The following is a 19142-nucleotide window of genomic DNA, read 5'->3' as shown; positions in this document are numbered from 1 at the left end:
GGCGGGCGATGGGCCAGACCTTGCGCCATCAGATCACCGATTTCATAAGGCCGACACCGGCCAGAGTGGCCAGAAGCAGGATCGCAAAGCGCCGGAAGTTTTCGGGGTTGGACGAGCGGAACCGCTTGCCCCCGAGCCAGACCCCGAGCGACATCAGCGGCAGCGAGACGACCGTCGCGATCAGGGTGTCGCGCGAGATCAGTCCGGCGGCCCAGAAGTTGGGCAGGGTCCAGATGTCGAGCATGGTAAAATAGGCGATCACCGTCGCCCGAAACGTGGTCGCCGGCAGCGTTTGCGCCGAGAAGAAGACGGCCACGGGAAGCCCGCCGACCGCCGCGCCGTTGGCCAGCCCCGAAATCACGCCGGTGCCGAAATGGGCCTTGTCGCCCTGTGGCTTGCTCAGGTGCCAACCGAAATAGAGCAGCCCGCACATCGCAAGGACAAAGAGCGAGATCACCGCCCTGAGCATGTCGATCCCGAGGCCGGTCAACAGCAGGACCCCGAGCGGCACGCCGATCAAGGCGCCGCCCAACAGCGTGAGCACCCGCCGCCAAGCGATCTCGGCCCAGATGCCGCGCGCCTGTTGTGCGGTCAGAACAACGTCTGCCAGCACCACCACCGGCACGAAGTAGAGAGGGCTGGTCACGAGGCTTGCCGACGAGACGATCAGGGCCGCAAAGCCGAACCCGGCATAGCCGCGCACATAGGCCGCCCCAAAGATGGCGACGGCCATCCAAATTGTCGCGAGCGGACCGAGATCGAAGGGCATCTCTCATGGGCCCCTTGTGATAGCAGCGGCGCAAATGAGGTCTGCCGCGAGGCTGATGGCGTCGCGACAGTCGAGTTTTTGGGCCAAGATGAAGAGGCGCGACCGATTTTGAATTATGTTGCCACCTTTTGGGGCCGCATGTCGGCGGCGTTGATGCCTGCGACGGAGACCGGTTTCTTCATGGCATCGCGCCGGAAGGGCTCGCCCAGTTCCTGATTGATCAGCGCCTCGATCAGCGTCGTTTTGCCGTTCTTCTGGTCGGTGATTGCCTGGGTCAGGGCGGCGGTGAGTTCGTCCATCGTCTTGGCCTGAACACCTTGCAGCCCGCAGGCCTTGGCGATGCCGGCATAGGAGACGCCGTCGTCCAGCTCCGTGCCGACGAAGTTGTCGTCATACCAGAGCGTCGAGTTCCGCTTTTCCGCGCCCCACTGGTAGTTGCGGAACACCACCATGGTGATCGCGGGCCATTCGAACCGGCCGATGGCGGTGAGTTCGGTGACGGCGATCCCGAACGCGCCGTCGCCGGCAAAGCCGACCACCGGCGTATCCGGGCAGCCGATCTTGGCGCCGACGATGGCGGGCAGGCCATAGCCGCAGGGGCCGAAGAGGCCGGGGGCGAGGTATTTGCGCCCTTCTTCGAAGCTCGGGTAGGCATTCCCGATCGCGCAGTTGTTGCCGATATCGGACGAGATGATCGCCTCTTTCGGCAGCGCACTTTGGATCGCCCGCCACGCCATCCGGGGGCTCATCCAGTCGGGTTTGTCATCCCGCGCCCGCTGGTTCCATGTGGTGCCGGGATCGTCGTCTTCGTGGTCCATGGAACTGAGCTGCTGGGCCCATTGCGATTTGGTCTGGGCGATGTGGCCGAGCCGTTCGGTATTGCCTCCGGTCAGATCGTCGAGCTTTTCCAGCAAGGCGTCGGCCACTTTCTTGGCGTCGCCGACGATCCCGACGGAGACCTTCTTGGTCAGCCCGATCCGGTCGGGATTGATGTCGACCTGAATGATCTTTGCATCCTTGGGCCAATAGTCGAGGCCATAGCCCGGCAGGGTGCTGAACGGGTTCAGCCGGGTGCCGAGGCATAGGACAACATCGGCCTGAGAGATCAACTCCATGCCCGCCTTGGACCCGTTGTAGCCCAAGGGGCCCGCGAACAGCGGGTGGCTGCCGGGGAAGGCGTCGTTGTGCTGATAGCCCACGCAGACAGGGGCGGAGAGCTTCTCGGCCAGCTTGATCGTGGAGGGGATGGCGCCCGCCAGAACCACGCCGGCGCCGTTGAGGATCACCGGGGATTTGGCGCTGCGCAGCAGGTCGGCGGCTTGGGTGATGGCCTCTTCGCCGCCGGAGGGCCGCTCGAACTCCACCACGGCGGGCAAGTCGATGTCGATCACCTGAGTCCAGTAATCACGGGGCATGTTGATCTGGGCAGGGGCCGACGCCCGCTTGGCCTGAAGGATCACCCGGTTGAGCACTTCGGCCACGCGGGACGGGTCGCGGACCTCTTCCTGATAGGCGACCATATCCTCGAACAGCTTCATCTGCTCGACCTCTTGGAAGCCGCCCATGCCGATGGTCTTGTTGGCGGCCTGCGGGGTGACCAAGAGCAGCGGCGTGTGGTTCCAATAGGCGGTTTTGACGGCGGTGACGAAATTGGTGATGCCGGGGCCGTTCTGCGCGATCATCATCGACATCTTGCCCGACGCGCGGGTGTAGCCATCGGCCATCATCCCGCCCGAGCCTTCGTGAGCGCAATCCCAGAACTGGATGCCCGCCTTGGGAAACAGGTCCGAGATCGGCATGAAGGCCGAGCCGATGATCCCGAAGGCATGTTCGATGCCATGCAGTTGCAAGGTTTTGACGAAGGCTTCTTCGGTGGTCATTTTCATCGCGCAGATCCCCTTTTGTTGGATTTGGTATGACCCGTGGCGCAGGGCGGGGATAGGGCCAGTTGGGCCGGGTGGATGGGGCCAGTTCAGAACCGACCGAATTCCACTCCGGGCATTGGCTGGATCTGTCCGACCCGGTCCTTGAGCCAGCAATCGTTGGTTTGGCGGACATAGGCGAAGGCGAGGCAACGGTTGTCCCCTGCGCATTCCAGAAAGCACTGCATGAAATCGGACCCACGCAGCCGAAGGTAGTCACCGCCGGGTGAATCGACGTTGGCTGTGACGCTGATATTGGTCTGGACCACGTCGTTCTGCAGCCATGGGGGCATCGCGGAGACGGCATCCGCATTGCGGACCAGAATCATCGAGGTGGATTTCAGAAAGCACACCGAATGGCGGGTGTTGAAGGTGATGACATTACAATTGGGATCACGCTGGCATTCGAGGTTGCAGGTCTGAAAGGTGACATCGCGGATCGCTCGCAGGTCGAAGGCGACGGAATCGTAGCCGGCGATCGTCACGAAGCCGGACCCCGTTGATTGTCTGGCGGGCGGATTGGGGGCGCTGGGCTGCGTCGTGCCAGAGCCGGCCTGATGGCAGGTCAGGTAGACGACGCTCTGCATGGCCGCTTCGATCATATCCGGCGCCGGGATCGGGGCGCTGTTGCCAGCGGCGATGTTGTAGGCGATACCGGACTCGGTCAGAAATCGCGCGATTTCCTGAGCCTTCAGGGCGAAGTTGACGTTTTGGGCGCGGTCGAAGGCGGCTTCGGAGAGCGTCGCGCTGGCGACGCCCAGCGCGTTGCCGCGTGCGTCGAGGACCGGACCGCCGGAATTGCCCGGCTGGATCGGGGCAGAGATTTGCAGGTAGCGTTCGTCATTTCCGATTCCGGCAAGGGAACTGACCGAACCGGTCGTGACCTTGACGCTCTCGGACAAGAGGTCGCTCAGGGGAAAGCCGATGACGAACAAGTCCTCGGCCAGACGGGCCGGTTGCAGCCGGATGGGAATGGTCGGGCGGGCCGTCGACTGGCCCGCGAACACGGCTGCCAGATCAGAGCTTTCGTCCAGTATCCGGTTCGACACCGGGGTGCCATTGGCCTTGAGGATGTCACAGTCCTCGACCACGTGCCGGTTGGTCAGGATCCAGCCGGCGGAATTGATCTGAAAGCCCGACCCGCTCGACGTAATCGGCTGTGCGGAGGCCGCGGCGCAGGCGAATAGCATCCAGAGCGCAAATCCCAGTCGCGTGACACATCGTTGCATAGTTTGTCCCTAAGCCGTTGTCCGTGTTCAAAACAATACCGGAGCGGAGCGAATTGTCATGGCCAGAGTGGCGATCCCGTCGCTGATCCGGCTTGTCGGCGTCGAGGAATAGGCCAAGCGGTAGAATTCCGAGGGCTGGAGGTCAGTCCGCCCGCTGCTCGCAAAGAACGGGGCGCCGGGTTCGATCAGCACGCCTTTGGCCCGCAGGGTTTCGGCCAGCGCGGTGGTGTCGATGCCGGGTGCTCGCATCCAGACCGAGGATCCGCCGTAGGCGTTGGACCCGGCCACCGTCAGCCCGTGCAGCGCGATGGCCGCGTCGAGGGTCTGCCGCCGTGTGTGGTAGGCCTTGCTCATCCGCCGGATCAGCGCGTCGTAATGCCCGAGCGAGAGGAAATAGGCCGTGGTCCGTTGGATATGGCCGGGCGGGTGCCGCAACACGCTGGCCCGCAGGGCGCGGGCGGCCGCGATGAAAGGGGCCGGCCCCACGAGGTAGCCCAGCCGCAGGCCGGGGAAAATGGATTTCGAGAACGACCCCACGTGGATCACACGCCCGGTCTGATCCAGCGATTTCAGCGCTGGAGCGGCCGGCCCGGCAAAGGTCATCTCGAAATCGTAGTCATCCTCGACGACGATGAAATCGTCCGCTTCGGCCCGATCCAGCAATGCGCGACGCCGGGAAAGCGGCATGGTTGTCGTTGTAGGGCATTGGTGTGAAGGGGTGGTAAACACCACGGACGCGCCGCCCGGAATGGCCTCGGGCGGCAGCCCTTCGGCATCGACGGGCACGGCGCTGACCTCGGCGCCAGTGGCCTGCACGATGGACCGGATCGAGGGGTAGCAGGGGTCTTCGATCACCGCCGTTTTCCCCGCCGCGAGCAACAGTTGCGCCGTCAGCCAGAGCGCGTTCTGCGCGCCCAGGGTCAGGAGCACTTCGTCCGGGGCCGCGAGGATGCCGCGCCGGGGCAGGGTTTGCCGGGTGATGAAGTCGATCAGCAGCGGATCGTCCTGATCGAACTGGTCCGAGGTAAGGCTGTCGAAGTCCTTTTTCCCAAGGGCTTGCAGCGCACAGAGCCGCCAGTTGGCGCTGTCGAAAAGGCTGGGATCGGATTGGCCGTAGATGAAGTTGTATCGGTATTTCTGCCAGTCCTGCGGCTTGTTGATCCCGAGGCTGGGCGGGCTGCTGCCGAGCCGTGCCGACCAGTTGACCGTCGACGCCTGTGGCGGCTGTGGCGTGAAATTCGGCGGCTCGGGGGCGTTGTCGGAGACGTAATAGCCCGACCTGCCGCGCGCGGTCAGGTAGTCGTCGGCCACCAGTTCGGTATAGGCCAGCGTCACCGTGATCCGGCTAACCCCTAGATGTTGTGCGAGTTTTCGGCTGCTGGGCAGGCGCTCTCCAGGACGGAAGCGGCCCGACAGAATGCCTTGCGCCACCATCTGCTGAATCCGGCTTTGCAGGGTGCCTTCGGTGCGGTCGAGCAGGAAACTTTCGGGTGGGATCATCGGTCCAACTGGCGCTAGGGTGCGCCAAGTCTGGACCTATCGCCGCCGCCGTGCAAGGCCGGGTTAACGCCGGAATCGACGTCGGTCTCCCGTCGGTATGGCGTCGGTATGCCGTAGGTGCCGATATCGCGCGGAGGCGAAATTAACCATTTGCGCCTCGGCCCGGGTCCGCCGCGCTCAGGCGGCCGGCTCGCCGCCGGGCTCTGGAGCGGGCAGAGGCGGCGCCACGATCCGCAGTCGCGCCTCGCCCAACCGCGGGTGCAGCCGTCCGGCAATCCCCCACGCGACGAGGCAGGCCGTCCCTGCGGCGGCAAAGATCCCGGTGATCGGCGCGACCAGCAGCACCAGCCAGGCGATCCCCGGCGTGGCGATGCCCGACACGTCCCGATAGGAGGAATAGATCGCCGACATCTCCGTCCGCTCGGAGGGTTTGACCGCCATCAGGAACGGCAGGCCGGCGCAGATATCGAGCACGATCAGGCACAGGCTGCCGCCGAACAGTGCCGCCACGGCCGCCGCCGGCGGCAGCCCCGGCAGGCTGGCGGTCAGGAACAGGCCGGCGGCGGCGAAAAACCCGATGCGGACCGATCTCTTGATGCTGGTGGCCTGCATCCAGCGCAGGATCAGCGGCGACAGGAACAGCGCGGCGTTCGTCGTCGACAGCATCGCGCCGCCCAGATTTTCGCCCAGCCCCCGCGTCACGGCATAGATCGGCAGATAGACCACATAGGCCCACCAACCGCAGGACCGGATCACCGCAAAGAGCCAGCCCGCCACCAGCCGCGGCTGGGCAAAGAACCGCCCCAGAAAGGCGAGCGGGTTCGGCGCCGATCGCCGCGCCCGCGTGATCAGCTTGCCGTTGCCCATCCGCATGTAGACAAACGCCGCAAGCTGCCCGGTCGCGGCCACCGCGGCGACGAGGAACGGTGCCGGCGCCCACCAGCTCCAGAGCAGCACGCCCACCACCGGCCCGACCGTCCAGCCCGCCGCCGAATAGAACATCCGCTGGGTTTCGAGCTTGCCGAGCTCGATCCGGGCGACGTAGTCGAGCACATAGGCGTTGAAGCAGACGAAGGTGCTGACCGTGGCCACCGAATTCAGCACCAGCGCCGCGATGATCGTGGCGGGCGTGCCGAACATGCCGAGGACGGCGCCGAGGACATAGCCCATGTTGCCGATCCCGAAGATCCAGCGTCGGGGCACGAACCTGTTCAGGAACGGCACCAGCAGCCCGACCAGCAGCGAGACGATCCCGATCCCGAAGTAGATCGAACTGATCCGCGCCGCATCGCCCAGCGCGTCGAACATCGCCACCGGAAAGACCGATATCAGAATGCCCCGCGTGATAGCCTCGAACCCGGCCAGCGTGGCAAAGCCCCGCACGGATGGCGCGGGGGCATGGCGGAGCCATTCGGGGATGCGGCGTTCGAACATGGGGCCAGTCCTGAAGTCTGGCCCAAGCTGGTCTCATTTCACGGCCCGGGTCTGGTCGCGCCGCGACATCGCCTGCCGCAATTGGCTGGCTGTCTAGCCGCGCCGCCGCCCGAGGTTGTCCGGGCTTTTCAGGATGCCGCCTTCGATCAGGGTCTCCATCTTGGTTCCGTCGAAGGTTTGCTGTTGGATCACCTTGCCGTCCCGCCATTTCTGCCAGACCAGCCTGTTGGTCTGGTGCCGGTCCTTGCCCTTGCCGGCGTAGGAGCTGTGATCCCGGAACACGCAGATCTCGGTGTCGTCTGCGATCGTCAGATCGGGGATGCTCCCCTTGATGTCGCTGGCCGAACGCAGGGTCTTGGCTTGCAGGGCCCGCCCGTCATGGGCGTTGGAGGCGATCAGCGTGCCGTTGTCATAGAGCGTGACGTTGTCGGAGAAGAACTGGTCGAAGGCTTCGAGCGCCTTGCCTTCGGAAAGCAGATCGATTTGCGAGATGACGCAATCCCGGAACGTATCTGGGCTATACATGGATTTTCCAATGCTGGTGTGCCCGAGGTGTCGGGCCGGCCGCCGTGCTTGGCGGGAAAGCGCCATCATAGACCCGATGCCCGCAGATTGATAGCTCTCCTCTGTCGTCCCCGCAATCGTTCGCCCTTGAGGTGCCGCGCCCTATGTGCCACCCAATGCAGGAGCGCGGGCCCCCGGAGGCGAGGCCGCGCAAAGGGAGAACTGACATGACCACATTGTGCTATGCGAAACTGACCTGTTCGATCGGGATTCATGTGATCCTTGAGGAGATCGGCAAGCCCTATGATCTTCGGGTCATCGACTTTTCCAAGAAGGAGCAGAAGTCGCCCGAGTATCTGGCGATGAACCCCAAGGGCAAGGTTCCGGCCCTGCTGCGCGACGACGGCTCGGTGCTGACCGAGTTTGCCGCCATTGCCCTCTGGCTGTCGATGACCAACCCGGACGCCAAGCTGATGCCGACCGATCCGGAGGGCATGGCCCGCACGCTGGAGGCTTTGGACTTTGCCGTTGGCACGCTGCACATGCTCTCGTGGCGCATGTATCGCCGCCCGGATGCCTATTCCTCGATCCCCGAGGCGCAGGAAGAGCTGAAAGAGCGCGGCCGCGATGCTGTTCTCGCGGGGCTGGACGTCGTTGATGGCCAGTTGGCGGGCAAGGACTTTATCGTCGGTGATTTCACTATCGCCGATGCGGCGCTGTACTATGTCGAGTGCTGGGCGGCCGATGTCGCTGGCTGGCCGCTGCCGCCGAATGTGCAGGCCCATTTCGAGCGGATGAAGACCCGCCCGTCGGTGCAGGCCAACCGCAAGCACGAGGGGTTTGCGTAAGCAATCTCTGCTTTAACCCGATGCTCAGCGTCCCCTTCGCGGGGGCGTTTTGCGTATGGGCGGTTTTATCGATTAGCGCGGGTCGGGCAAGATTGCGCCGCTTGGCCCGGAATCGAGGCACGCAGTGCCGCCGGGCCGCGCCCTCCCTCCCGAACGGGAGGGCGCTTTGGTGCCGTCACTAGAGGCTTAGAAGTCGGAAAATGATGGCACCATAAAGTGCCTAATCCAGCCGGCGCATCGCCCACCCGAGGGAGGGCGCGGCCCTATACCCGGCGATTGGGTGCCTAGCCCAGCACCCGCGTGATCGCCCCGTCGACCGCTGTGCAAATCTGGTCGATGTCGTCCTTCGTCGCGATCAGCGCGGGCGCGAACAAGAGCGTGTTGTTGAACCCCGGCACCGACCGGTTGGTCGCGCCGATGATCACGCCCTGAGCCATGCAGTCGGCCACGATGGCGCCCACCTGCTTTTCGGACACCGGATCCTTGGTTCCGCGATCCGTCACCAGTTCGGCCCCCCGGAACAGGCCCATGCCGCGCACGTCGCCGATCCACTGGTGCTTGTCCATCAGCTCGTCGAGCTTGCTGCCGAAGTAGTCGCCCATGCGGGCAGAGTTGCCGCAGAGGTCTTCGTCTTCGATGATCCGGATGTTTTCCAGCGCCGCGGTCGGCCCGGAGGTGCAGCCGCCGAAGGTCGAGATGTCGCGGAAATAGCCCAAGTGATCGGTGTCGTCCTTGAACTGCTCGAACACCGCGTCGGTGGTCACGCAGCAGGAGATCGCCGCATAGCCGGAGGCGACGCCCTTGGCCATCGTCACGATGTCGGGCTGGATGCCGAATTGCTGGTAGCCGAACCATGTGCCGGTGCGGCCGAGGCCACAGACGACTTCGTCGATGTGCAGCAGGATCTCGTACTTCTTGCAGATCTCCTGCACCTTTTCCCAATAGCCCTTGGGCGGCACGATGATGCCGCCGCCTGCGGTGATCGGCTCCAGGCACAGCGAGCCGATGGTCTCGGGGCCTTCGCGCAGGATCACCTCTTCGATGGCCTCGGCGGCCTTGATCCCATACTCCTCGCTATCCCACTGGGCGCGATATTCGAGGCAGTGCGGCACTTCGACGAAACCGGGCGTGAACGGCCCGTATTGCGCGTTGCGCTCTTGCTGGCCGCCTGCGGACAGGCAAGCGATGGTGGTGCCGTGATAGTCACGCTCGCGGTAGAGGATCTTGGACTTCTTGCCGCCGTGATGCTTGTGGCTGATCTGGCGGACCATCTTGAACGCCTTCTCATTCGCCTCGGAGCCCGAGTTCGAATAGTAGACGCGGCTCAGGCCTGGCATCTTTTCGGTCAGACGCTTGGCAAATTGCGCCCCCGGAATGGTGCCCTTGGCACCCGCAAAGAAGCACAGTTTGACCATCTGTTCGCGCACCGCGTCAGCGATGCTTTCGCGGCCGTAACCGACATTGACCGTCCAGACCGCGCCGGAGACGGCATCGAGGTGCTCCTTGCCCGAGATGTCCCAGACGCGCAGGCCCTTGCCTTCGACGATGATCTGCGGGTCGATCGTCTCAAACGGCTTGTGCTGCACCAGATGGTGCCAGACGTGGGCCCGGTCGGCCTCGATCACGGTGCGGGGGTCGTTTTGCATCAGGTCCATGCGGGGCTCCATCTGAAAAGGAAAAGGCAGCGGCCCGAATCCACTTCGCCCGCTGCTGATCTGAGAGGCAGTGTGCCGCCGAGAGGTCAAAGCGCAATAGGGCCAGATCGCACGCATAGATAAGGCCAATTCCCGGTGATCGCGCGTCTCGTGCGTTTCCCGGATTGCTGTAAGGGGCTGAAATCATTGTGCGAACTCCCGCCGTCCTCGGGCGCGGGCCGTCTCTGGACCCATTCCCGGCCGGTTGCGGTAATGATTGACGCATGGGGCGGCAATCCATTGGCTAGGGGCAGTCTGCACTTTCTGCGCTCTGATTTGGGAAATCCGAAAGGTGGTTTCAGTCTTCGGGGGCTTTGATGGCGCAGCAATTCGTGGTCAACTTTCGACCAGAGGCGCTGTGTTCAAACGGGTGCCGCAAAACCGAGCCGACGCCAAGTTCGGCCGAACGATAAAGGCCCCCATGCGGGGCCGCCAACAAGGAGATGGAAGAAATGAAAATGAAGACCTATTTGACGGGCGCTGCGGCTGGCCTTGCGCTTCTGACCGGCGCGCAGGCCGCCTTGGCCGACGCCCACGGAGAGATCACCGTCGGCTATTTCCTCGAATGGCCGATGCCGTTCCAATACGGCAAGGTCGAGGGCCTCTACGACGAGGCCATGGGCGTGAAGGTGAACTGGGTGTCGTTCGACACCGGCACCGCGATGAGTGCCGCGATGGCCTCGGGCGATGTGCAGATCTCGGTCAGCCAAGGTGTGCCGCCCTTCGTCGTTGCGACCTCGGCCGGGCAGGATCTGGTGTCGCTCGACGTGGCCGTGTCCTATTCCGACAACGACAATTGCGTGGTCCGCTCCGATCTTGAGATCGACGCCTCCAACGCCGCCGACCTGTCGGGCAAGAAGGTCGCCGTGCCGCTGGGTACCGCCGCGCACTACGGCTTCCTGCGTCAGATGGACCACTTCGGCGTCGATCTGGCCAGCCTCGAAGTCGTCGACATGGCCCCGCCGGACGGTGCGGCGGCGCTTTCGCAAGGTGCGGTCGACATGGCCTGCGGCTGGGGCGGATCGCTCCGCCGGATGCTGGAAAGCGGCAACGTGCTGCTGACCGGTTCCGAGAAGGAAGAGCTCGGCATTCTGGTCTTTGACGTGACCTCGGCGCCCGCGTCCTTCGTCGCGGAAAACCCCGATCTGGTCGAGAAGTTCCTCGCCGTGACCGCCGATATGAACGCGGGCTGGAACGATGGCTCGATGGTCGACACCATGCTGCCCGTGATTGCCCAGGACGCCGGCATGGACGAGGACGCCACCGCGCAGACCATGGCCACCTTCGTGTTCCCCTCCGTCGAGGAACAGCTCTCGGCCAAGTGGCTTGGCGGCGGTGCGCAGGAGTTCATGGCCGGCGTGGCCGGCGTGTTCGTCGATGCAGGCTCGATCCCCTCGGCGCTCGAGTCTTATGACGCCAATGTCGATGCGGCCCCGCTGACGGCTGTCAACGACATGTAATCGACCCATGGTGCGGGCCAGAGCGTTGCGGCGCTCTGGCCCCATCTTTGCCACACTAGGAAACGGAGCGTTCATGAGCGATCTCGACATCCAGAAGCTGTCCATGCGCTTTGATCTGCCCGGCGGCGGCTCAGTTCAGGCGCTCAAGGATGTCACCTTGACCCTCAAGGAGGGCGAGCTGCTGAGCGTTCTTGGCCCGTCCGGCTGTGGCAAGACCACCTTGCTCAACATCGTCGCCGGATTTCTGGCCCCCACCGAAGGCACCATCACCCTGGGCGGCAAGAAGGTCACCGGACCCAGCGCCGAGCGCGGGATGGTGTTCCAGCAGGGTGCCCTGTTCGAATGGATGGATGTCCGCGACAATGTCAGTTTCGGCCCCCGGATGCGCGGCCAGAAACCCAGCCAATATCGCGACGAGGTGAACCACCTTCTCGACGTGGTCGGCCTCGGCGATTTCAAGGAAAAGGCGATCTACGAGCTTTCCGGCGGGATGCAGCAGCGCGTCGCCTTGGCACGCTGTCTGGCCAACCACCCCGATGTCATCCTGATGGACGAACCTCTCGGCGCCCTCGACGCACTGACCCGCGAAAAGATGCAGGGACTTGTCCTCAAGCTGTGGAAAGAGACCGGCAAGACGATCATCCTGATCACCCACTCGGTCGAAGAGGCCCTTCTGTTGGGCGAGCGTCTCTTGGTCATGGCCCCGCGCCCCGGCCGCATCCACAAGGAATACCGTCTTCCCTTTGCCGAAACCGGCGTGACGCAGGATCTGCGTCAGGTCAAGAAGACCGCCGAATTCGGCGCGGTCCGCGAAGAGATCCTCGGCATGATCTGGGACATGGAAGAGGAAATCATGGGCCGGCAGGAGGGCGCATAGCATGGAACTGATCACCTCGCTCGCAGGGGAATTGCGCACGGTTCTGGGCACGGTGCTGTCCGCCGCCCCCTTCATCATCGGCTATGTCCTGCTGATCCTCGGCACGCTCGCGGTCTGGAAGGTGATCCGGCAGTTCCTGCAGCCCCGGCGCGACTACAGCGCGCTCAAGACCGTGACCTTCGGCGACGAAAGTGCCGTGACCTCGAACACCGTGGCCTCGGTGATCTCGATCGCGCTGATCTTCGTGCTCTGGGGGGCGTTCACCGGGTCAAAGCTGCTGCCCGGCTTCTTGCACGTGCCGGGCGCCTTTACCGGCGAGGGCAGCTTTACCTACACGGCCCAGGGGCCGGACGGCAGCACCGACGAGGCGACGGTCATGGTGCGCGTCTTTCCGGCGGGCTCCGAGGCCGATGCGCCGGAGGCCGCGCTGGGAGAGGGCTTCGCCAAGGATGACGGGCTGGCGGTGCAGGCCTACCGGAGCGAGCTGCTGCGCTTCGACGACAACGACGAATTCACCCGCGACGACGGCGCCTCCGTGGTCGCGATCGACGGGCGGCCGGTGGAGGCCGGCGGTCCGGGGGTCGATGTCGGTTTTGCCACGGTGAACGTCACCGGGCGGGGCACGCTGAACATCACGCCCGACACCGGCTGGCAGATGGAGCCGATCTGGCTGCCCGCCCCCGAAGCGGTCTGGTCGCAACTGGTCAAGATCTCAAGCGACGGCTTCCGCAATTCGACCCTGGCCGAACATCTGGGCTATTCGCTGTTCCGGGTGATCGTGGGCTTCCTGCTCGGGGCGATCGTCGGCATCCCGCTGGGCTACGCGATGGGGCTGTCGGACTGGTTCCGCGGCTGGTTCGACCCGATCGTCGAGTTCATGCGGCCGGTGCCGCCCTTGGCCCTGATCCCGCTGGTGATCCTCTGGGCAGGGATCGGCGAGGTGGGCAAGATCATCCTGCTGTTCCTCGCGGCGCTCTGGATCATGGCCATCGCGGCACGGTCCGGGGTCTCGGGCGTGCGGATCTCCAAGGTGCACGCCGCCTATTCACTGGGCGCCTCGAAATGGCAGATCATGCGGCACGTCATCATCCCCAATTCGCTGCCCGACATCTTCACCGGGGCGCGGGTGGCGATGGGGGTCTGCTGGGGCACGGTGGTGGCCGCGGAACTGGTCGCCGCCGAAAAGGGCGCGGGCATGATGATCATGGTCGCCTCGAAATTCCAGAGCACCGACATCGTGATCATGGGGATCATCCTGATCGGGGTCGTGGGCTTCTCCATCGACATGCTCATGCGCTGGGCCGAGCGGATACTGGTGCCGTGGAAAGGGCGCGGCTGACCACGCCCCTCCTTCTTTGGGTCAAAAATATCCCGGGGGGCCCGCAGGGCGGGGGCAGCGCCCCCTCCCGACGGAGAAAAGGGCGCTATTTGCCCTTTTTCTTCTGACCGATATCCAGAGGCTTGCCCAAACCGGAATTGGCGGTCGCCAAGACCTTTGGCTTCTCCTGCTTGGGTTTCTTGGCTTCGCGATTGTTCTGGCTTTTGCCCTTACTCATGATCTGACTCCTGTGAAATAAACCCGCGCAGCGCATGGCCGGGCGGTTGGTTCTGGCTCAGGGGAAATCAGGGTTGCCTGACAGCTAAGGGGTCAGGGCGATGATCCGCGAGAGATCGGGGGCGAACCGGGGTCCGCCGATAGGATCAATCTAGGCGCGTTGCGGGCGTTTGTGAAGGGCGTAAACCGGCGCCACGACGCAGCGCCGGGTGCCGGTTGAGCGGGGCGCCTCAGCCCAGATCGAAGGTTTCGCCGGGGAAATACTTCGCCAGCCGGATATCGGCGGTTCGGGCGTGCCCTTCCATCCCTTCTAGCCGGCTGATCCGGGCGGTCGCCTCGGCCAGAGGCTTTGCGGCCGCGCGGGTCGAGCGTTGCCACGTCACCGTCTTCATGAACTTGCCCACCGACAGCCCGCCGGTATAGCGCGCCGCCCCGGAGGTCGGCAGCACGTGGTTCGGCCCCGACGCCTTGTCGCCAAAGGCCACAGTGGTTTCCTCGCCCAGAAACAGCGAGCCATAGGCGGTCAGCCGTCCCAACCACCAGTCCAGATCGGCGCATTGCACATGCAGGTGTTCGGGCGCGATCCTGTCGGACTGCGCCGCCATCTCTTCGCGGTCCGCGCAGAGGATCACTTCGGCGTAGTCCGCCCAGGCCGCCCGCGCGTTGTCCCGGTTCAGCGTCGGCAGGCTGTCGATCAGGCCGGGCACCAGCGCCATCACCGCCTCGGCCAGGGCCCGGCTGTCGGTTACGAGCCAGACCGGCGAGTTGTAGCCGTGCTCGGCCTGTCCGACGAGGTCCGCCGCCACGAGGGCCGCGTCGGCGGTTTCGTCGGCGAGGATCAGGCTGTCGGTCGGTCCGGCCACCATGTCGATGCCCACCTGTCCGAACAGGATCCGCTTCGCCTCGGCCACATACTGATTGCCCGGCCCGACGAGGATATCCGCCTTGGGCAGGCCGAACAGCCCCTGCGCCATGGCTGCAACCGCTTGCACTCCGCCCATGGACAGGATCGCATCGGCTCCGCAAAGGTCCATCGCATAGAGGATCGCAGGCGGAATCCCCGCCCCCGGCCTTGGCGGCGAACAGGCGGTGATGTGCCTGACACCCGCCACCCGCGCGGTCGTCACCGTCATGATCGCGCTCGCAACATGGGCGTAGCGCCCGCCGGGCACATAGCATCCCGCCGCCGAGACGGGGATCTGCTTTTGCCCGGCGATCAGGCCGGGCAGGATCTCGACCTCGGTATCCCGGATCGTCTCGGCCTGCGCCTCGGCAAAGCGCCGGATATTGGAGTGGGCAAAGGCGATGTCGGCCTTGGTCTGATCGGGCAGCGCGTCCCGTGCCGCCCGGATCGTCTCGGGGGAGACGATGATCTCGCCGTTCCAGCCGTCGAACCGCTCGGTCAGCGCCCGTGCGGCGTCTTCCCCGCCCCGCGCGATTTGCGCCAGCAGCCCCTGCACCGCCTCGCGCACGTCGCCGGTTTCCGCCTCTGGCCGTGGATTGGCCTGTTTGAGATAGATCGCCATGGCTCAGCCCTCGGTCGCAAAGCGGATGATCGCACCGGTCAGCACGTCCAGCGTGTCGATCGTGGTGATCCGGTCGGGCAGGGCGTCCGCGATGAGCGAGAATTCCGTGCAGGCGAGGATTTGCACAGGCGTGTCCATGCTGTCGGAGGCCGCCCGCAGGATGCTGGCCGAGGTCTCGTTCGGTCCGTGCGTCTTGATCTGCCGGATCGCCGTGAGCATGGCCTCCTGATCCGCGGGATAGACCATCCGCAGACCGTGCGCCCCAAAGGCATCGGCATAGATCCGGGCGGTCTTGATCGCCGGAGAGCCGAGCAGCCCGATCACCGTCTCGCCGGTCTTTTCCGCCTCGGTCACCGTCAACTCGACCATGTTCAAGAGCGGGATGCCGACTGCCTCTTCGATCTGTTCGGCATAGTGGTGGGCGGTGTTGCACGGCATGGCGAGCGCCTGCGCCCCGGCCGCCTCCAGCCGCTGCGCCATGGCGATCAGCACCGGGCCGGGATCCTCGCCGGTGCCGTCGATCAGATGCGCGATCCGGCTGGGCACCTGCGTGTTCTGATCGACGATCAGCGGCACGTGGTCGGCATCGTCCTGAGCGGGCGTGCCGGCGATCACCCGCCGCATCAGATCGACGGTTGCTTCCGGCCCCATGCCGCCAAGGATGCCCACTGTCCGCATGTCAGCCGATCTTGATCTGTCGGGCGCTATGATCGAAGGCAAAGTCATAGCCGAACAGCCCCGTCGATCCCCCGGTGTGGATGAACACGATCCGCTCGTCGCCGTCGAAGGCGCCCTTGCGCACCAGATCGATCAGCCCTGCCGCCCCCTTGGCCGAATAGACCGGATCGAGCAGCAGCCCCTCAAGCTCGGCGAACAGGGCGATGGCCTCCAGACCGCTCTCGGTCGGCAGGCCATAGCCGTCGCCGACGTAATCGGTGTTGGCCATGACCATGTCGCGGCTGACGATGCCGGGTGCGCCGATCTTTTCGGCGGTCTTGCAGGCGAGGTCGTAGACCATCTGCTCTTGTTTCGGCTGGGGGGCCCGCGTTCCGATCCCGAGCAGCGGGATGTTCGCGTGAGTGGCGGCGAGCCCCACAACCAGACCGGCCTGCGTGCCCGACGAGCCTGTCGGTGTCACGATCCGGTCGACCTTGAGCGAGCGGTCGTTCAGCTGACCGAGCAACTCGTAGGCGCAGTTCACATAGCCCAGCGCCCCGGTCGGGTTCGATCCGCCGCCGGGGATGACATAGACCTTGTGCCCCTTGGCGCGCATCGCCTCTGCCGCGCGCTCCATCTCGCCGGGCATGTCGTGACCGCCGGGAAATTTCTCGGTGGTCGCGCCGTGCAGGTGGTCGAGCAGGACGTTGCCGTTGCCGTTGTAGTTCGGGTTGTTGTAGCCTGTCCGGTCTTCGAGCAGACAGTGGCATTTAAGCCCGAGCTTTGCGGCGAAGGCGGCGGTTTGGCGGGCGTGGTTGGATTGCGTCGCCCCTTGGGTCATCACCATGTCGGCGCCCTCGGCCAGCGCCTCGGCCATCAGGAATTCCAGCTTGCGGGTCTTGTTGCCGCCGGTGCTGAGCCCGGTGCAGTCGTCGCGCTTGATCCAGATCTCCGGCCCGCCCAGCGCCGCCGACAGACGGTCGAGCCGCTCCAGCGGGGTTGGCAGGTGGGCGAGGTGGACGCGGGGAAAACGGGCGAGGTGCATGGCGGGGTCCTGATGGTGTCTGAGCCGGCAGGATAGGCCCATCCGGCCCCTCTGGGCAGGGGGGATCGGTGCCGCGCCGGGCTTTGTTCGGAAAGCTGAAACGCGGTTTCGGGAAACCTGTCAGATCCCTGTGATCAGCGCCGCCAGCCGGGCGGCGACGGGCGTCAGCGTGCTGCCCGAGCGGGTCAGCAGGCCGTAGGGTTCGACCCTGATCCCCAGATCTATGGGGAGCACCGCAAAGTCGCTGCCCGCTTCGCCTGCAAAGCTCTGCGCCACCGGGCTGGCCAAGGGGGCGATGGCATCGGATTGCCGCAGCATCGTGAGCGTCAGCAGGAACGACGAGGTCGCCAGCCTAGACGCAGGGTGCGGCAGCCCGAGGGCGGTGAGCCGGGTCAGCACGGCGGTCCGCAGGATCGCGCCGGGGCCGGGCATCACCCAGTCGAAGCCCATCAGCGCCTCGGCCGGCGGCATCGCCCCTTGCAGCAGCGGGTGCCCTTGCCGGACGACGAGGCTGACCTGTTCGTCGGCCATGCCGCGAAACACGAAGCGGTCCGCGTCCAGATGCAGCGGCTGCCGCGCCAGCGCGAAATCCAGCCGTCCGGCCAGCAGCATATCCCCCAGCGCGTCACTCGCGGCGACCTCGACCTCGGTGGTCACGCCGGGCAGGCTTTGCCATGCCGATTGCAGCGCGGGCAAAACCCGGTCAAGTGCCGGGCCGGTCACAGAGCCAAGCCGCACGTGCCCGGTGGCCCCTGTTTCGATCTCGTCCATGTCGCGGCTGGCGTCGTCCAGTTCGGTCAGGATCCGCGCCGCCCGCACCGCCAGCGCCTTGCCCTGCGCGGTCAGCACCACGCCGCGCCCCGACCGCGTGTGCACCTTGTGCCCGGTGATCCGCTCTGCCTCGGCCAAGAGCCGCGAGGCGGCGGGCTGCGAGATCGAGAGCGCCTCGGCGGCGCTGCCGATCTGCCCGGTTTCCGACAGGGCCGCGACGATCCGCAGATGCCGCAGCTTGAGCCCGCGCCGCAGGAAGGTATCCGCCATATTCATACCAAAATTGTTATGCCAACCTGTGATAATGTAATTTGTTTGTTATGCCCAGACATTGCCATATGTCGGATCAGGGGAGGACCAAACATGCATTTGTCGCAGTTGCTCGACGGGGCAGGGACCGCCGTCGTCGTGCGCGAGGGGGCCGAAGCGTTCCTCGTACAGGGCGCGGCCAGCACCTATGATCTGGCGATGGAGGCCGCCCGCACCGGCCAGAGCCTTGCCGACGTGGTGGCCGCCCACGGCCGGGGCGATCCGGTGGATCTGCCTGCCATGGCCGCGCAGGGCAGGCTGACCCTGCCGCTGACCCATCCGGATCCGGCGCATCTGCATCTGACAGGCACCGGGCTGACCCATCTGGGCTCTGCCGCGACCCGAGACGCCATGCATGCGAAGGCCAGCCAGGACGAGGCCGTCTCCGACAGCATGAAGATGTTTCGGATGGGGCTGGAGAACGGCAAGCCCGACACGCTGCCCGGCGTGCAACCGGAATGGTTCTACAAAGGCAACGGCACCGTTGCCGTGCCCCCCGGCGGCACCCTGACCAGCCCCGGATTCGCGCAGGACGGCGGCGAAGAGCCGGAGGTGGCGGGCCTTTATGTCATTGGCCCCGACGGCACGCCGGCCCGCGTCGGCTGGACGCTGGCCAATGAATTCTCGGATCACGTGATGGAGCGGGTGAACTACCTCTACCTCGCCCATTCCAAGCTACGCCCGGCCTCCTATGGCCCGGAAATCCTCGTGGGCGACCTGCCCGCCGACGTGCAAGGCACCAGCCGCATCCGCCGCGCGGGCGAGGTGATCTGGGAAAAGCCGTTCCTGTCGGGCGAGGCGAACATGTCCCACAGCTTCGCCAATCTGGAGCATCACCATTTCAAGTACGGCGTGTTTTGCCAGCCGGGCGATGTGCATGTGCACATGTTCGGCACCGCCACATTGAGCTTTGCCGATGGTATTCAGGCAGAGACTGGCGATATCTTCGAAATCGAAGCGCCCGCGTTCGGTCTGCCCCTCACCAACACACTGGGTCAGGCAGACCCGGCCCCCGTCGCCCGCGTGCGCGCCCTTTAAGGAA

17 protein-coding genes are annotated in these 19142 nt (G+C 65.1%); 5 read left to right on the top strand and 12 right to left on the bottom strand.

All coding sequences use genetic code 11. The annotated features are described in order from the left end of the window. Window positions 1-28: 28 nt before the first annotated feature. The 6 genes from LOM8899_RS04080 to LOM8899_RS04055 all read right to left on the bottom strand — a co-directional run bounded on the left by LOM8899_RS04080 (window position 29) and on the right by LOM8899_RS04055 (window position 7379). The gene (locus LOM8899_RS04080) at window positions 29-769 is read right to left on the bottom strand and encodes a sulfite exporter TauE/SafE family protein (protein ID WP_093990847.1); all 741 of its coding nucleotides are present in this window, start codon (window positions 767-769) and stop codon (window positions 29-31) included. Between the two features lie 113 nt (window positions 770-882). Then, entirely contained in the window at window positions 883-2655 is a 1773-nt protein-coding gene (xsc, locus tag LOM8899_RS04075) for a sulfoacetaldehyde acetyltransferase (protein WP_093990846.1), read from the bottom strand. 86 nt (window positions 2656-2741) lie between these two features. Beyond that, window positions 2742-3920: a trypsin-like peptidase domain-containing protein gene (locus tag LOM8899_RS04070; RefSeq protein WP_093990845.1), complete on the bottom strand. Its 1179-nt coding sequence runs from the start codon at window positions 3918-3920 to the stop codon at window positions 2742-2744. Window positions 3921-3947: 27 nt separating this feature from the next. Beyond that, entirely contained in the window at window positions 3948-5420 is a 1473-nt protein-coding gene (gene pdxR, locus LOM8899_RS04065; RefSeq protein WP_093990844.1) for a MocR-like pyridoxine biosynthesis transcription factor PdxR, read from the bottom strand. 177 nt (window positions 5421-5597) lie between these two features. Further along, window positions 5598-6854, bottom strand: coding sequence for an MFS transporter (locus LOM8899_RS04060; RefSeq protein WP_093990843.1), 1257 nt, complete (start codon window positions 6852-6854; stop codon window positions 5598-5600). Between the two features lie 93 nt (window positions 6855-6947). Beyond that, complete coding sequence (locus LOM8899_RS04055; protein ID WP_093990842.1) at window positions 6948-7379, bottom strand: nuclear transport factor 2-like protein; 432 nt, start codon at window positions 7377-7379, stop codon at window positions 6948-6950. A gap of 206 nt (window positions 7380-7585) precedes the next feature. Here LOM8899_RS04055 and LOM8899_RS04050 point away from each other — a divergent pair, with 206 nt between their 5' ends. Continuing rightward, window positions 7586-8206: a glutathione S-transferase family protein gene (locus tag LOM8899_RS04050; RefSeq protein WP_168770463.1), complete on the top strand. Its 621-nt coding sequence runs from the start codon at window positions 7586-7588 to the stop codon at window positions 8204-8206. Window positions 8207-8490: 284 nt separating this feature from the next. Here the strand turns inward: LOM8899_RS04050 and LOM8899_RS04045 are convergent, their stop codons facing one another. Further along, window positions 8491-9861: an aminotransferase family protein gene (locus LOM8899_RS04045; RefSeq protein ID WP_093991407.1), complete on the bottom strand. Its 1371-nt coding sequence runs from the start codon at window positions 9859-9861 to the stop codon at window positions 8491-8493. A 491-nt stretch (window positions 9862-10352) separates the two neighbouring features. Between LOM8899_RS04045 and LOM8899_RS04040 the strand changes: the two genes are divergently transcribed. The 3 genes from LOM8899_RS04040 (at window position 10353) to LOM8899_RS04030 (ending at window position 13576) form a co-directional block, all read left to right on the top strand. Further along, window positions 10353-11360, top strand: a complete 1008-nt coding sequence (locus LOM8899_RS04040; protein ID WP_093991406.1) for a taurine ABC transporter substrate-binding protein — start codon at window positions 10353-10355, stop codon at window positions 11358-11360. A 73-nt stretch (window positions 11361-11433) separates the two neighbouring features. After that, on the top strand, window positions 11434-12237 hold the full coding sequence (locus LOM8899_RS04035; protein ID WP_093990840.1) for a taurine ABC transporter ATP-binding protein: 804 nt from the start codon (window positions 11434-11436) through the stop codon (window positions 12235-12237). 1 nt (window position 12238) lies between these two features. Then, window positions 12239-13576: an ABC transporter permease gene (locus LOM8899_RS04030; protein WP_093990839.1), complete on the top strand. Its 1338-nt coding sequence runs from the start codon at window positions 12239-12241 to the stop codon at window positions 13574-13576. An 85-nt stretch (window positions 13577-13661) separates the two neighbouring features. Here the strand turns inward: LOM8899_RS04030 and LOM8899_RS23835 are convergent, their stop codons facing one another. The 5 genes from LOM8899_RS23835 to LOM8899_RS04005 all read right to left on the bottom strand — a co-directional run bounded on the left by LOM8899_RS23835 (window position 13662) and on the right by LOM8899_RS04005 (window position 18061). After that, complete coding sequence (locus tag LOM8899_RS23835) at window positions 13662-13793, bottom strand: hypothetical protein (RefSeq protein ID WP_093990838.1); 132 nt, start codon at window positions 13791-13793, stop codon at window positions 13662-13664. A 229-nt stretch (window positions 13794-14022) separates the two neighbouring features. After that, window positions 14023-15318: a histidinol dehydrogenase gene (gene hisD / locus LOM8899_RS04020; protein WP_093990837.1), complete on the bottom strand. Its 1296-nt coding sequence runs from the start codon at window positions 15316-15318 to the stop codon at window positions 14023-14025. A 3-nt stretch (window positions 15319-15321) separates the two neighbouring features. Then, window positions 15322-15996 (bottom strand): cysteate racemase, encoded by a 675-nt coding sequence (cuyB, locus tag LOM8899_RS04015; protein ID WP_093990836.1) that lies wholly within the window; start codon window positions 15994-15996, stop codon window positions 15322-15324. 1 nt (window position 15997) lies between these two features. Continuing rightward, a complete protein-coding gene (gene cuyA, locus LOM8899_RS04010; protein WP_093990835.1) occupies window positions 15998-17020 on the bottom strand; it encodes a D-cysteate sulfo-lyase in 1023 nt (340 codons plus the stop codon). Between the two features lie 120 nt (window positions 17021-17140). Next, a complete protein-coding gene (locus LOM8899_RS04005) occupies window positions 17141-18061 on the bottom strand; it encodes a LysR substrate-binding domain-containing protein (protein ID WP_168770462.1) in 921 nt (306 codons plus the stop codon). Window positions 18062-18154: 93 nt separating this feature from the next. Here LOM8899_RS04005 and araD1 point away from each other — a divergent pair, with 93 nt between their 5' ends. Beyond that, window positions 18155-19138, top strand: a complete 984-nt coding sequence (araD1, locus tag LOM8899_RS04000) for an AraD1 family protein (protein WP_093990833.1) — start codon at window positions 18155-18157, stop codon at window positions 19136-19138. Window positions 19139-19142: the final 4 nt, after the last annotated feature.

The sequence above is a fragment of the Flavimaricola marinus genome, assembly GCF_900184895.1.
In the GTDB taxonomy this organism is placed as follows: Bacteria; Pseudomonadota; Alphaproteobacteria; order Rhodobacterales; family Rhodobacteraceae; genus Flavimaricola; species Flavimaricola marinus.
The sequence above is the reverse complement of the archived record's forward strand: the minus strand, read 5'-3'. Positions and strand labels throughout refer to the sequence as shown.